7 protein-coding genes are annotated in these 14,412 nt (G+C 65.5%); 4 read left to right on the forward strand and 3 right to left on the reverse strand.

What is annotated here, in order from left to right:
- Positions 1–70: 70 nt before the first annotated feature.
- Positions 71–1,096 carry a histone deacetylase family protein gene (locus BLV07_RS10715; protein ID WP_091884056.1) on the forward strand — a complete coding sequence of 342 codons (1,026 nt, stop codon included), beginning with the start codon at positions 71–73 and terminating at the stop codon, positions 1,094–1,096.
- Between the two features lie 103 nt (positions 1,097–1,199).
- Here the strand turns inward: BLV07_RS10715 and BLV07_RS10720 are convergent, their stop codons facing one another.
- The 3 genes from BLV07_RS10720 to BLV07_RS10725 form a co-directional block, all read right to left on the reverse strand.
- The gene (locus BLV07_RS10720) at positions 1,200–1,931 is read right to left on the reverse strand and encodes a 4'-phosphopantetheinyl transferase family protein (protein ID WP_091884061.1); all 732 of its coding nucleotides are present in this window, start codon (positions 1,929–1,931) and stop codon (positions 1,200–1,202) included.
- Positions 1,932–2,133: 202 nt separating this feature from the next.
- Positions 2,134–2,307, reverse strand: coding sequence for a hypothetical protein (locus BLV07_RS47450; protein ID WP_176945470.1), 174 nt, complete (start codon positions 2,305–2,307; stop codon positions 2,134–2,136).
- A 132-nt stretch (positions 2,308–2,439) separates the two neighbouring features.
- Positions 2,440–8,898, reverse strand: a complete 6,459-nt coding sequence (locus tag BLV07_RS10725; RefSeq protein ID WP_091884065.1) for a non-ribosomal peptide synthetase — start codon at positions 8,896–8,898, stop codon at positions 2,440–2,442.
- Positions 8,899–9,034: 136 nt separating this feature from the next.
- On the opposite strand from BLV07_RS10725, the gene BLV07_RS10730 reads away from it, so the two are divergent.
- From BLV07_RS10730 to BLV07_RS10740, 3 genes are all read left to right on the forward strand, one after another.
- On the forward strand, positions 9,035–12,499 hold the full coding sequence (locus tag BLV07_RS10730) for an ATP-binding protein (RefSeq protein WP_091884071.1): 3,465 nt from the start codon (positions 9,035–9,037) through the stop codon (positions 12,497–12,499).
- Position 12,500: 1 nt separating this feature from the next.
- Positions 12,501–13,295 (forward strand): protein-L-isoaspartate O-methyltransferase family protein, encoded by a 795-nt coding sequence (locus tag BLV07_RS10735; protein ID WP_091884076.1) that lies wholly within the window; start codon positions 12,501–12,503, stop codon positions 13,293–13,295.
- A gap of 94 nt (positions 13,296–13,389) precedes the next feature.
- Positions 13,390–14,340: a DUF6492 family protein gene (locus BLV07_RS10740; RefSeq protein ID WP_091884080.1), complete on the forward strand. Its 951-nt coding sequence runs from the start codon at positions 13,390–13,392 to the stop codon at positions 14,338–14,340.
- Positions 14,341–14,412 lie beyond the last annotated feature (72 nt).

The raw sequence follows: 14,412 nt of genomic DNA on the forward strand, positions 1-14,412 counted from the left end.
TGCATCTGGCCGCCGCGGAGATCAAGACTCTGCGGCACACTAAAGAGCATGCGACCCACGGAGTGTTTGAGTGAAAGCCGTCCATACCGAACTGCATCGCAGCCATGATCCGCAATTCTTTCTGGTCCGCGGTGTCGTCAAGCGCACCACCGAGCAGCCCGAGCGCGCCGATCGCCTGCTCAAGGGATTGAAGGACGGCAAGCATCAACTGGTCGAGCCGACGAAATTCGGGCAGGGCCCCCGCGCGCGCATTCACAGTCCGGAATATCTGTCGTTCCTGAGCGAAGCTTGGGATGCCTGGACTGCGCTTGGCGATTCCGGCCCGGAGATGATCGGCAACATCCATCCGGTGCGCCACGCCGCGACCTATCCCACCCACATCGTCGGCAAGCTCGGCTGGCACACCGCCGACACCGCCGCGCCGATCGGGCCGGGCACGTGGGCGGCCGCCTGTGCCGCGACCGACGTTGCAGTCACCGCGGCGCAGATGGTGATGGACGGCGAGGATGCGACCTATGCGCTCTGCCGTCCGCCGGGCCATCACGCCTATCGCGACATGGCGGGCGGCTTCTGCTTCCTCAACAACAGCGCGATCGCAGCGGCGCATCTGCGGCAGAAGCATGAGCGTGTCGTCATCCTCGACGTCGACGTCCATCACGGCAACGGCACGCAGGGCATCTTCTACGCGCGACCGGACGTCTACACGATCTCGATCCATGCCGATCCGATTGCGTATTATCCGTTCGTGTGGGGCTATGCTCATGAGCGGGGCGAGGGCCCCGGCCTCGGCACCAATCTCAACATTCCCTTGGCCATCGGCACCGGCGATGACGGCTACATCCAGGCGCTGGACGTCGCGCGCAAGGCGATCGAGTCCTTTGCGCCTGGCGCCCTCGTCATCGCGCTCGGTCTCGATGCCTCCGAGCACGACCCGCTGAAGGGACTGGCCGTCACCACGCCGGGCTTCCGCCGCATCGGCCAGGCCATCGCGAAAATGGGCCTGCCGACTGTATTCGTGCAGGAGGGCGGCTATCTCTCGGATATTTTGGGCGCGAACCTGACTTCTGTGCTGGCAGGATTCGAAGAGGCGCGGTGATCTCCGCCTCTTGCCGCCCTTGCCCGAAGCCTTGGCGAAGGCGGATTAGGGCAGAGGCCGGAAAACACGTCATTGCCTCGACAGACGCGCGGCCGCGAGGTCGTCATTCAGCCGCTTCCTGGAGCGGCCAGGCATTGCGGCTGATGGGAAGGCCGCCGTGCGCACGGGAGCCGTCGGCGATCGCGAGGCGATGTGAGGGCGATGGCGAGCACAGCGAGAAGCGCCAGCCATGCGGATCGTCGGCGATATCGGGCTTGAAGCTGATCTCGATGCCCTCGCGCGATACCTGCATCGCAAAGGCGTCCAGCGGCAAGTTGAGCCCAAAGCCTCTGGCTTTCAGGTAGGCCTCCTTGAGCGTCCAATAGTCGAAGAAGCGGTCGATCGCGGCGGGCTCCGGCAATCCGCGCAAGGTTTCGACTTCCTCTGGCGCAAAGAAGCGAAGCGCGGTGGATAACGGCGCGACGCGCCGGGACACGGTTTCGACGTCGACGCCGACGGCCTCATGCCGCGACACGACGCAGGCGACGCAGCCGTCGGCATGCGACAGGCTGAAATGCAGCGCGGTCGAGGTCTTGGGCGATGCGACAAACGGCCGCCCATAGCGGCCGGCCGCAAAGGACCAGTCGGTGGGCGCGACATTGGAGGCGACCTGCGAGAGCGCCATGCGCAGCATGGCGTGCGCGAAAATATACTGCCGTCGATGCCGCTCGAACATGAAACGGTCGGCGCGGATCTGTTCGTCGACCGAGAGCAGGCGTCGGCACGCATCGACCGCCCCCGGCGCGTCGATGGTCTCGATCAGTCCGACAAACAGTTCAATTCCGTCGTCTGCCATCAATGAGGCCTTTGGCGTCAGGCGGGAGGGAATCCCCCGGCGCGGGACGCAAGAATCAATTGAGCAGACCGCTTCTAGCGGTCCACTCGGGCGAATTCTTGTCGATTGCTGGCCGGTTTACAGACGCAAGCTTGTGCGAGACCCCAACTCGACAGGCGAGTGGTCGATTTTTAAACAATCGTGCCGCGTCCCCGGCCGACGCTTACTTTTTCTTCTTCCTGGATTTCTTCTTGGCCCCGCGCAGAGCCTTAAGGCTGTCGTCGACATCCTTCAGCGCGAGCTTGAGCTTGTCTTTCTCGAAGTTGAGCAGCTCTCGCAGTGCCTTGCGGTCCTCCTCGCTGAGCGAGGTCTTCTTCGTAAATTTGATGAAACCCATAACATTTCCCCGGTTGAAAATAATCGTGCAAATCAAAGCCCGCGAACAATCTTGCGCGGTGGCGCCAAATAATCAAGATGCAACTGGATCATTCACAGCTTCGACGAGCCGGCGTTTTCCTCCGGCTTGAAATCAGGCTGCTCTGCGGTCGAGCAATTTGCCGAGAGGCGCGCTGGGCTCGGCGATCGCCGCCGCCAGCAACGCGACGAGATCCTCCATCCAGGCGCCGACCATGCGGCCGTCTAACAGCTCCCGCTTGTAATTGCATGAACCGGTGATTCCGGTCGGGCGTTCCTTGAGCATCAGTGACAGCCAGGTCTGGTCGATCGGCAGCACCGGCTGGCCTTCGCGAGCGATGTTGCCGATCGATTCTGTCGCGAGATCGGGCAGATCGAGCGGCTGGCGCAGCGGATTTTGCAAGGTGAAATAGACCTGGAACAGCGAGGCCGGATCTACCCCCTCCTGCTCGAGATGGTCGGCCAGGATGTTGAACGGCAGCTCCTGCCGGGCATGCGCGTCCAGCACGCTCTGGCGCACCCGCGCCAAGGCTTGCACGAACGACAGCTCCGGCGTGATTTTGGTGCGGACGATCACCGTGTTCTCGAACGGGCCGATGATTCGGTCAGTGTCCGGCTGGGCGCGATTGGCCATGGCGGTGGCGACCGAGATGTCGGTGCGGCCCGCCCGCGATAGCAGCAGCGCCTTCAGCCCGGTGAGGAGACACATGAACAACGTAGCGTTATGCCGGCCGGCGAAAGCCGTGAGCCGGCCGATCAGCTCACGCTCGAGGCTCACCGGATGATGCCCGGTGGACGCACCCGGCCGTGATTCGCCATCGAAGAGCGGCGCCGCGCCGCGCAAATTCTCGGTCCAGTCGGCGAGTTGGCGGCGGGCCGCGTCGGTGCCGCACCACCAGCGCTGCCAGCGCGCGACGTCCGAAAAGGCCGGCGGCAGTTTCGGCAGCGGCACCGACGGATATCCGGCCAGCGCCGCATAGCGGTTCGACAATTCCTCGAACACCACGCCGATCGACCAGCCGTCGACGACGGCGTGATGCAGCGTCAGCAGCAGCACATGATCATTATCGTGGAGCCGCAACAACCGGGCGCGCAACAGCGGCGCGCGCGTGATGTCGATCGGGGTATAGGTTTCCTGCTCGATCAGGAGATCGATCTTCCTGAGCTCCAGAGCCCTGCGCCGCTTGTTGTTGTGGGGAAGACCATCGCCGATGACCTCATTGGCCAGGACGCGGCCGAGGGCGCCGGGCGCGACGATGTGGCTGACGGGCTCCTCGCCGTTCCAGTCGAAACTGGTCCGCAGCGCTTCGTGCCGGCGGACGATATCATCGATCGCCTGCGCCAGAGCGTCCCGATCGAGTGGGCCCTTGAGGCGGAAGGCGAAGGGCAGGTTGAACAGCGGCAGCCCCGGCAGGTTCTGCTCGATCCGCAGCATCTGATCCTGCGCGATCGAGAGCGCCGGAGGACTGCTGCCGGCCAGCCTCGTTTCAGTCTGCCTTATCCCGCTTGCGGCAGGCTTGCGCGGCTTCGCCGCCACCGCCGCGTCGACCTGCCGGGCCAGCTCTTCGATCGTCGGGGCCTCGAAGATGATCTTGATCGGCAGCGACACGCCGAGCGCACGGGCGACGCGCGCCATCACCTGTCCCGCGAGCAGCGAATGGCCGCCGAGATCGAAGAAATTGTCGGTCACACTGATGCTCTCGACCTTCAATAGGTCGATCCAGATGTCGGCGAGCACCTTCTCGGTGAAGCGCCGCGCCGGCACGGCCGCATCCGGTCCGGACACGTCCTGCTGCGCCGGCGCCAGTAGTGCCGACCGGTCGAGCTTGCCATGGGCATTGAGCGGCACCTGATCGAGGAACAGGAATGCGGACGGGATGGCTTGGCCCGGCAGCCGGCCCTTCAGGAATTCGCGCAGCTCGCTGGCGCTGCTCGTGCTGCCGGGCCTTGCGACGATATGAGCGATCAGTCTGACATCGCCGCTCGCCTCGCGACGCGGCTCGACGATGCCGGCGCGCACATTCGGATGCTCGGCAAGTACGCTCTCGATCTCCTTGAGTTCGATTCGGTAGCCACGGATCTTGACCTGATGGTCGGCGCGGCCGAGGCATTCGATCGTGCCGTCAGCGCGGCGGCGGGCGAGATCGCCGGTCCGGTAAAGCCGCGCGCCCGCCCGGCGCGTGAACGGATCGGGCATGAAGCGGTGGCGGCTCTGGGCGGGATCGTTGATATAGCCGCGGCCGACGCCGGCGCCGCCGATGCAGAGCTCGCCGGTCACGCCGACCGGCAGCGTTTGGAGGTTTGCATCGAGCACGTAGAGCTGGGTGTTCGGCAGCGGCGCGCCGACCGGAACGTTGCCGGTCGCGATTGCCGGCGCCTTGGTCAGGCGATGCAGGGAGACGTCGTCAGAACATTCCGACGCGCCATAGGCGTTGATCAGCGGCACTTTCGGGCAGCGGGCGAACCAGGCGTGGCAGAGATCGACGGGCAGCGGCTCTCCGGTCGAGATCAGCAGCCGCAACTTGGAGAAGGCGCGTTGGATCTGCGCCTCGTTCATCCGTTCGACGACGACCCGCAACAGCGAGGGAACGATCTCGAGCACCGTGACGCCTTCGCGCTCGATCTTCTGCGCCAGCAGGATCGGGTCCCGCACGGTCGCGTTGCCGCAGATATGCACGCGTGCGCCGACCATCGGCCCGGCCAGGAACTGCCAGACCGAGATGACGAAACTCTGCGGCGCGGTCTGGGCGATCACGTCACTGGCCGTGAGCCCGAGCTCGGAGATGAGCGAGGCCAGATGGTTCGACAGGCCGCGCTGCTCGATCATGACGCCTTTCGGTGTGCCGGAGGACCCGGAGGTATAGACGAGATAAGCGAGGCTCCCGGCGGCGCGCGGTGCGGCGCGGGCCGGCTTGGTCGTCCCTGGCGCTATCGCGTCTTCGAGCTCGGCCACATGGATGCGCTCGACCAGCGGATCGATCAGCGTCTCGACCATGGCGGACTGAGCCCGCCCGGTCAGCAGCACGCGGGCGCAGCTCGATCCGAGTATGGTCGCGAGCCGTGCCGTCGGCTGGTCGGGATCGAGATTGAGGAAGGCCGCGCCCACGCGCTGCACCGCGATCATAGCGGCGAGCAGGTCGGGCCCGCGCTCCGCCAGCAAGGCGACCACGCTCTCGGCACCAACGCCCTCGCGGGTCAGCCAGCGCGCGACCGCCTGGCTGCGGCGCGCCAGCTCGCGATAGCTCAGGGACGTGCGTCCGTCCGACACCGCGATAGCGTTCGGTGTCGTCCTGACCTGACGATCGAAGCGTTCGCTCAAATTGCCGCGCGTGGTGAAATTGGCCGGCACGCCCCGGCCTTTCGCCAGCAATTGCCGGCGTTCGGCCTCGGTCAGGAGCGGCAGGCGCGAGATGCGCTGCTCCGGATTGGCGATGGCCGCCTTGAGCAGGGTCTTGAACTGGGCGGCCATGCCGTCGATCGTCGCCGCGTCGAACAGATCGGTCGCGTATTCGAAGAAGCCGGTGAAACGGCCGTCGGCCTCGACCAGTTCGAGCGTGATGTCGAAGCGCGCGACTTTCGGATCGACTTCCAGCCGCCGCGTCGAGAGGCCCGGGAAGCGCGCCGCCTCGATCGAGGCGTTCTGGAGGATGAACATGATGCGGAACAGCGGATTGCCGTCGCTGCGGCGCGCGACCTGGAGCGCGCGCAACACCTCCTCGATCGGAAGATCCTGGTTGCGGTAGGCGTCCAACGTAACCTGCCGCACCCGCCGCAGCATCTCGCCGAAGCTCGGATCGCCGCTGAAATCGTTGCGCAGGATCAGGGTGTTGGCGAACAGCCCGATCAGGCGCTCGCTTTCGATCTGGTTGCGATTGGCGATCAGCGATCCCGTCGCGACATCCTCATGCGAGGTGTGGCGGAAAAGCAGGCATTGGAACACGGCGAGCAGCGTCATGAACGGCGTGACGCCCTGGTTCTGGCTCAGCGTGCGCAGGTCGGCCGACAGAGTCTTTGAGAATTCGAGATAGCGACGGGCGCCGTGCCCGCTCCAGATCTCCGGCCTCGGCCGGTCGGTTCGCAGTGGCAGCATGGTGACGCCGTCGAGCTGGGTTCGCCAATAGTCGAGCTGTTCCTTTGCCGCTGGCGTCTGCGCCCAGCTCTGCTGCCACAGCGCAAAGTCGCGATATTGGAAGGCGGGTGGCGGCAGCGCGGCGGCGCTCCTCTTGTGCGCGGCCGCATAATGGGCGGCAAGCTCTTCCCAGAACAGCCGTTGCGACCAGCCGTCGGTCACGAGGTGATGGACGTTGACCACCAGCGCGTGGCTCGTCTTGTCGAATGACAGCAGCGTCACCTTGAGCGGCGGTTCGTGCGAAAGATCGAACGGATGTTGCGCGAGCTTGAGCGCCTCGCGCCGGATCACTGCGATCCGCTTGTCCGCAGGGCACGGCTTGAGCTTGATCCGCTCGAACTGCGGTGGCGATTGCAGCACAAGCTGCGCCGGCTCGCCCTGCCGTTCGATGAAAACCGAGCGCAGCGCCTCGTGGCGCACGCAGATCGCCGCGAGGCCCGCAGAAAGCGCCGCGACGTCGACCGGGCCCTTGAGAAGCGCGACTTCGGCGACGTTGTAATTGTAGCGGGTCGGATCGAGCCGCGAGAGCAAATACATCCGCTGCTGCTGGAACGACAGCGGTGCGTCCGCGTCTATGGCCTTGCGCCATGCCGGCAGCGCCGCCTCGCGGTGGCTTGCGGCGGTCTCGAGCCGGGCCGCAAGAGCCGTGACCGTGGCACAGTCGAAAATGTCCTCGAACGAGAAATCGACGTTGAAGCGTTCGCGCAGGCGCGAGCGCATCTGCGTCACCGCGAGCGAATCCGCGCCGAGCGCGAAGACGTCCTGATCGGCGCCGACCTGCGGCAGCTCCAATAGACCGGCCCAGATCGCGGCGAGCTGGGTCTCCAGCGCATTGCGCGGTAGCCGGGCCTCGTCGCAGCCGTCCAATGTTGCGATCAGCGCGGCCAGCGCATTGCGCTTGACCTTGCCGCTGGCGCCTTTCGGTAGCGCGGTGACGCTGCGGATCAGGCTCGGCACCTTGTAGGCAGCGAGCCGCTTTCGCGCGAACTGGCGCAACTGGTCCGAGGTCATCGCGGAATTCGGCCGCAGCACCACGACGGCCGCAACGTTCTCGCCGAGCTTGTCGTGCGGGACGGCGAACACGCCGGCCTCCAGCACCGCCGGATGGCTGAGCAGGACCTCTTCCACCTCCAGCGGTGAGATCTTCTGCCCGCCGCGGTTGATGACGTCCTTGATGCGGCCAACGATGAAGAGATAACCGTCGGCGTCGAGATAGCCGAGATCTCCGGTCCGGAACCAGCCGTTGCGGAACGCGGCCTCTGTCGCCGCCGCGTCATTGTAGTAGCCGCGGCTCATGTTGGGGCCGCGCAGCATGATCTCGCCATGCGTGCCGCTCGCGACTGCGCGGCCCGTCTCGTCCATGATCGTGATCTCCGGGCCCGCCGCGCGGCCGACCGATCCGACCTTGCGCAGCTCGAACGGGTTGGCCGCGATCTGCGAGGCCGCCTCGGTCATGCCGTAGGTCTCGAGCACGGGAACGCCGAACGTCGCTTCCAGCCCTTCGAGGATCGCCGGCGCCAGCGAAGCTGAGGCCGAGCGGATCACGCGCAGCGACGATGCCCGGACGCGGTCCGGATCAGCTTCCGCCGCCGTCAACAGCGCGCGATGAATGGTCGGCACCGCCGTGTACCAGGTCGGTTGCAGCTCCCGCATCCAACTGAAGAAGGACGACGCGTCGAAACCCTCGGTGCAGATCACGCTGGAGCCTGCGGCCAGCGCCGTCAGCAGGCCGGAGATCAGACCATGGGCGTGAAACAGCGGCAGGACGTTGAGCAGGCGATCGTGGGACGCGAGCGACAGCACGCGGCCGGCATTGTGGGCGGACAGGCACACATTGCGATGCGTCAGCGGCACCATTTTCGGCCGCGCCGCCGTGCCTGACGTCAGCAGGATAAACGCATGGTCGTCGCCGCGCGAGGTGCCGCTGGAATTTGCCGGCCCGATCGTCGGCCCGATGAACGCGCAGCCAGCGAGATCGTTCACCGGCCCCGCCACGAAATCGATGACCGCGATGTCGAGCGTCCTGGCGACGTCGCGGCTCGCCGAGTTCATGTCGGCCCGGGTCACGAGCGCCGTCAGCTTCAGTTCGCTGAAATAGCGCTGCAGCTCGTCCGCGGTCAGATCGGGATTGATGGGGACGCAGGCACCGCTCGAGGCGACTGCGATCAATGCCAGCGCGCTGTCGGCGCCGCGCGGCAGCGCGACGGCGATGCGGTCTGCGGGACCAATGCCGAGCCCACGTAAGGTACGGACAAGTTGCTGGATCAATTCGCCCAGTGCGCTGTAGCTGAGGGCCGGCCGGCCCGGGGCGAGGAGGGAGGGTGCCGCCGGCATCTTCCGCGCATGGAAATCGAGAAGGCCGCCGATATGGGCAAAGGACCTGATTTCGGCGCCTACGCCTTCCGATTCCCGTTTCGCTCCGGATGCAATGTCCGACAACGCCATTCCCTTTTGATCTGATTGAGCTATTCTTTCCAGGAGTTAGGGAACGCGTCCAGTCTGAGGTGAAGTTCGGGCCCCAAAATCTGTGGTTGAGGGGTCCAAAGCCCTAGGACGGAGTGATGGTCGGGCAGAAATCACCATGCTGGAGAACGAGCCGGGTACGGGAACGGAGGGCGGGCTGAAGCGCTGGCTCGAGGGCATCGGTCTCGGCCACTACGCTGATCTGTTCGCGCAGCACCGTCTCGATCTCGACGTCGTGGCGGACCTGACCGAGTCGGATCTAGTCGAGCTCGGATTGCCGCTCGGTGATCGCAAGCGGCTTCAGCGAGCCATGTCGGCGCTATTCCAGGCTGAAACGACGGAGCCGTCGGCGGCAGTGGCGCCTCCGCAAGCGCGGGCGGAGGTTGGCGCGGAACGGCGTCAGCTCACCACCATGTTCTGCGACATGGTGGATTCCACCTCGCTCTCGGTTCAATTCGATCCGGAAGATGTGCGCGACATGATCGCGGGCTTCCGCGAAACCTGTGTCCGCGTGGTCAAGCATTACGAGGGCTTTGCCGCCCGTTTCGTCGGCGACGGTATCCTGGTCTATTTCGGTTATCCGACCGCTCATGAGGACGACGCCGAGCGCGCGGTGCGCGCCGGGCTCGAGATCGTGCGAGTGCTGTCGAGCGCGCGCGCGACCGAGCCACGTGGTGCGCTGAGCCACTCGCCCGCCGTCCGCATCGGGATCGCGACCGGTCTCGTCGTGGTCGGCGATCTCGTCGGACAGGGCACCGAAGAGCGCGATTCCGCGGTCGGAGAAACCGTCAATCTCGCCGCGCGCCTGCAAGGCCTGGCGCCGCCCAACGGCGTCGTGATCTCCGCCTCGACCCAAGCGCTGCTGAAGGGGAAGTTCGACTACCGCAATCTCGGCGTCCATGACTTGAAGGGCATCTCCGAAAAGACGCAAGCTTGGCACGTGATGCGCGCCTCGCGGGTGGAGACCCGCTTCGCCGCTGCCATGGGCACGCGGCTGACGCCGCTCGTCAACCGCGAGGAGGAGATCGCGCTGCTGATGGGGCGCTGGCAGCAGGCCAAGGACGGCGACGGCCAGGTCGTCGTCAAGTTCGGCGAGCCCGGCATCGGCAAGTCACGCATCATCCAGGAAATCTTCGAGCGGATATCCGGCGATCGGCATGGACAAGTCTCGCTCCAGTGCTCGCCTTACTACACCTCCACGGCGTTCCATCCGTTCGTCGAGCAGCTCAAATTCTCCCTCGGTCTCGACCGCGAGGATGCGTCCACGCAGTCGCTGGCGAGTCTGGAAACCGCGATCGCCGCCGCGCATGGCGACGTCGATCAGGTCGCGCCGCTGTTTGCCGCGCTGCTGTCGATACCGACCGGCGACCGCTATCCGCGGCTCGACCTTTCGCCGCAGCAGCAGAAGGATGCGACCGTCGCGGCGCTGGTCAATCACTTCCTCGGCCTTGCGCGCGAGATGCCGCTGGTGATTGTGTTCGAGGACCTGCACTGGATCGACCCGACCTCGCGCGAGGTGATCGACCTCCTGGTCGACCGGGTGCAGAACCGGCCGATGCTGGTCATCATTACCGCGCGATCCGAATTCCAGCCGAGCTGGAACGCGCATTCGCATGTCACGACTTTGGTGCTGAACCGTCTGAGCCGGCAGTTGCGCACGACGCTGGTCGAACGCGTCGCCGGGCGAGAGCTGCCCAAGGAAGTCGTCGAGGAGATCATCGTCAAGACCGACGGCGTGCCGCTGTTCCTGGAAGAGCTGACCAAGACGGTTCTGGAATCCAACCTCCTGACCGAGCGGCACGGGCGTTACGTGCTGTCGGGCCCGTGGCGGCAGCTCGCGATCCCGGCGACCCTGACGGACTCGCTGATGGCGCGGTTGGACCGGATGGGACCGTTCAAGCGGATCGCACAGATCGGCGCCACAATCGGTCGCGAGTTTTCCTACGAGACGCTGCACACAGTCGCCAACACGCCCGCCGAGCAGATCGAAGCCGCGCTCAATCATCTGGAGCAGGCGGGCCTGATCATGCGCCGCGGCCATCCGCCGGACGCGCTCTACTCCTTCAAGCACGTGATGATCCAGAACGCCGCGCATGCGAGTCTGCTGCACAGCGAGCGCCGCAAGCTGCATTCCCGGATCGCCCAGGTGCTCGCCGAGATGTATCCCGAGAAGACCGAGCGCGAACCGGAGCTGCTCGCTCATCACCTGACCGAATCCGGGCAGAGCGAGGGCGCCGCCAGCTTCTGGCTCAAGGCCGGCAAGCAGGCGGCCAAGAGCGGCGCCAATCTGGAAGCGATCGGACATTTGCGGCGCGGCCTCAGCGTCGTGCAGGCCAATGCGCGCATGCAGGGCGCCGACGAGATGGAGCTCGAGCTGCGGATCGCACTTGGCAACGCGCTGATCGCCGCCAAGGGCTATGCCGTGCAGGAGGTCGAGGAGAACTACATCCGCGCGCTCGAGCTCGGCCACCAGCTCGACGACGACGAAAAGACCTTCGCCGCCACGCGCGGGCTCTGGGTGTGCCATTTCATCCGCGCCGATCTCACGCGTGCGCACGATCTCAGCGTCGAATTGTTGAGATTCGCCAAGCGCGAGCGGCTGAACCAGCGGGCGCAGCCGTCGCAGCAAACCGGTTATCTGATCGAGGCGCACCGCGCGATCGCAATGACCATGCTCTATCGCGGCCGCTTTGCTGCCGCCCAGCATCACTTGCACCGCTGCATCAACCTCTACAGCCCCGATCTGCACTCCGATCTGATGGAGCGCCACGGCATCGATCCCGGCGTCGTCTCGCTCTCCTATCTCGGTTATCTCCTCTGGTTCCTCGGCCATCCCGACGCGGCGCGCCAGCACAGCGAGCAGGCGATCGCGAACGCCGAGAAGATCCGCCATCCCTTCACGCTCGCTTTCGCGCTCGTGTTCAGCGCCTATCTCTGCCAGCATCTGCGCGACGTCGAGGGCACACGTGATCACGCCAACCGCGCCATGATCATCGCCACCGAGCACAATTTCCTGCACTGGAAGCAGCAGGCGGCGATCCTGCGCGGCTGGGCGCTGGCTCAGCTCGGCGAAGCCGACGAAGGCCTCAGCCAGATGCGCTTTGGCCTCGACGAGTATGAGGCGATGGATTCCTGGCTCGCCGGCTGCTGGTTTCGCTGCCTGCTCGCGGAGGCCTATGCCAAGGTCGGGATGCGCGATGCCGCCTTGCGCGCGCTGGATGGTGCGCTCGCGACCGCAAGACGAACCGGCGATCACTCCTACCTCGCCGAAGTCTATCGCCTGCAAGGCGAGATCACGCTGTCGGACGGCGACCCGGCATCAGTGCGGGAGGCCGAGGATATGTTCGCCCTGTCGCTGGAGACCGCACGCAAGCAGGGCGCATTGTCCTGGGAGCTTCGTACCGCCGTCAGCCTCGCGCGGCTGTCGCACCAGGCCGGCAGGCGCGAGCACGCAAGGCTCCTGCTCGTGCCCATCGTCGGCAGGTTCAGCGAAGGTTTCTACACGCCGGACCTGAAGCAGGCGATGCAGCTGGTCAACGAGCTCGGTGCGGACGCGCTCGTCCGCGAGCAGGTCGACCCTTGACATGAGCGATCTTGCCGCAGCGCGTGCGCGTTACGCCGAGACAATCGCAAAGCGCGAGCGGATTGCCTCAAAGCGCCTGCTCGAAGCGCTCGCCACCGTCCCGCGCGAGGGTTTTCTGCCAAGGGGACCCTGGCGCATCAAGAGCGCGACGGCGCGCAGCTATCGGCTGACGCCGGGCGCCGATCCCATACATCTCTACGACAATGTGCTGGTCGCGATCGACGCGCGCCGCAAGCTGGATACCGGGCTGCCGAGCCTGTGGGCGCACTTCATCGACGTGCTCGAGATCGGGGAGAAGGACCGGGTGGTCCAGATCGGCTGTGGGCTCGGCTATTTTTCTGCGGTGCTGTCGAAGATCGTCGGCCCAAAGGGCAGGGTGCTTGCAATCGAATGCGACGAGCGGCTTGCGGAGCGCGCTGCGGGTCACCTCCGCGCTTATCGCAATGTCGAGGTGGTCCATGGCGATGGATGTGAGAAGATCAGCGAACCCGCCGACGTCATCATCGTCCACGCTGGTTTCGCGCACCCGCACCCGCTCTGGCTCGAGCAGCTCCGTCCGCGCGGGCGGCTCCTGGTGCCGCTGACGCAGCGGGACCGCGAAGGTGCCGCCCTCAAGATCACGCGCAAGGGCAGGGGTTTTGAGGCCGAGGCGGTGCAGCAGATCCGGATCTTTCCCGGTCAGGGCCGCCGCGTGTCCGCCCTCGACGACCGCGTCGCCGACTGGTGGCAGCGCGCCTCCGCATTGGCGCCGCTGCGCTTTCGCAGGCTCGAACAGGGGCTGCCGGCCGATGGCTAATACTTCGTTTCATTTTACCTTGATTGCGAATGGACGTATCCAACGCGTCCTGACGCGGCTATGACTGCGGCCTGACTGCCATTCGAGCGCGCCCATGCATTCCGTTGCCCTGCTGACCGCCAGCTACGCCAAGGATATCGAGCGCTTTTCGCTGCTCAGCGAGAGCATCGACACCTGGCTCTCGGGATACACGCGGCATTATGTTCTCGTTAACGATGAGGACGTGCCGCTGTTCGAGCGCTTCGGTTCCGACAAGCGCGTCATCGTCCCGGCCTCGCGTTACCTGCCGAAATGGCTCTTCGCGCTGCCGCCGGCCCTCAAGTTCATCAGCAGCCGCCGCGTCTGGCTCTCGCTGCTCTCGTCACCGGTGCACGGCTGGCACATCCAGCAGATCCTGAAGATCGCCGGCGTCCTCAACGCGCCGGAGCAGCGCGTCTGCATCCTGGATTCCGACAATCTGTTCTTTCGCGAATTCGACGTCGGCCAATACGCCGGCCGTGAGAAGACGCCGCTCTTCGTCACGCCGAAGGCCATCGCTGCCGATGCGCCGCTGCACAGCCTGTGGCTGCGCACGATCGATCAGCTCCTCGGCGTGAAGGACCGGTCCTTCCCCGCGGACGACTATGTCGGCAACGCGCTGGTGTGGGACAGAGATACCGCGCGCGCGATGACCGGCGCCATCAAGGCGGCGACGGGGCTGAACTGGGTCCTGGCGCTGTGCCGGAAGAAGAAGTTTTCCGAGTACCTGCTCTATGGCCATTTCGTCGCGAGCTCGCCCGCGCACCTGGCCACTCACCAGGTCACGGAAGACAGCATCGCGGTCTCGCACTGGGACGACACGCGCCTCGACCGTCCGGCCATCGAAGCGATGATGTGCGCCGCCTCACCCGAACAGGTCGCGCTCTGCATCCAGTCCTATTCGTCGACCTCGATCGACGACATCCGGGATGTGTTCCGCCTCAGCTCGCGCGACCGGCGCAGTCCGAGCCTGTCCCCCGACCATATGGGAGAGGTGGCCGCATTCGAGGTGCCGAAGGCGCGCTAGAGCATGATCCGGACCCGAAGGGCCGCGTTCGCGCAAAGTGTGCAGCGGTTTTCCGGAAAGATCATGCTCAAA

It is taken from the genome of Bradyrhizobium sp. Rc2d (assembly GCF_900099855.1).
GTDB lineage: Bacteria > Pseudomonadota > Alphaproteobacteria > Rhizobiales > Xanthobacteraceae > Bradyrhizobium.

Coding starts and splice junctions, on each gene's coding strand:
- BLV07_RS10735 (WP_091884076.1), top strand. CDS start 12,501: ATGAGCGATCTTGCCGCAGCGCGTGCGCGTTACGCCGAGACAATCGCA.
- BLV07_RS10725 (WP_091884065.1), bottom strand. CDS start 8,898: ATGGCGTTGTCGGACATTGCATCCGGAGCGAAACGGGAATCGGAAGGC.
- BLV07_RS10740 (WP_091884080.1), top strand. CDS start 13,390: ATGCATTCCGTTGCCCTGCTGACCGCCAGCTACGCCAAGGATATCGAG.
- BLV07_RS10730 (WP_091884071.1), top strand. CDS start 9,035: ATGCTGGAGAACGAGCCGGGTACGGGAACGGAGGGCGGGCTGAAGCGC.
- BLV07_RS47450 (WP_176945470.1), bottom strand. CDS start 2,307: ATGGGTTTCATCAAATTTACGAAGAAGACCTCGCTCAGCGAGGAGGAC.
- BLV07_RS10720 (WP_091884061.1), bottom strand. CDS start 1,931: ATGGCAGACGACGGAATTGAACTGTTTGTCGGACTGATCGAGACCATC.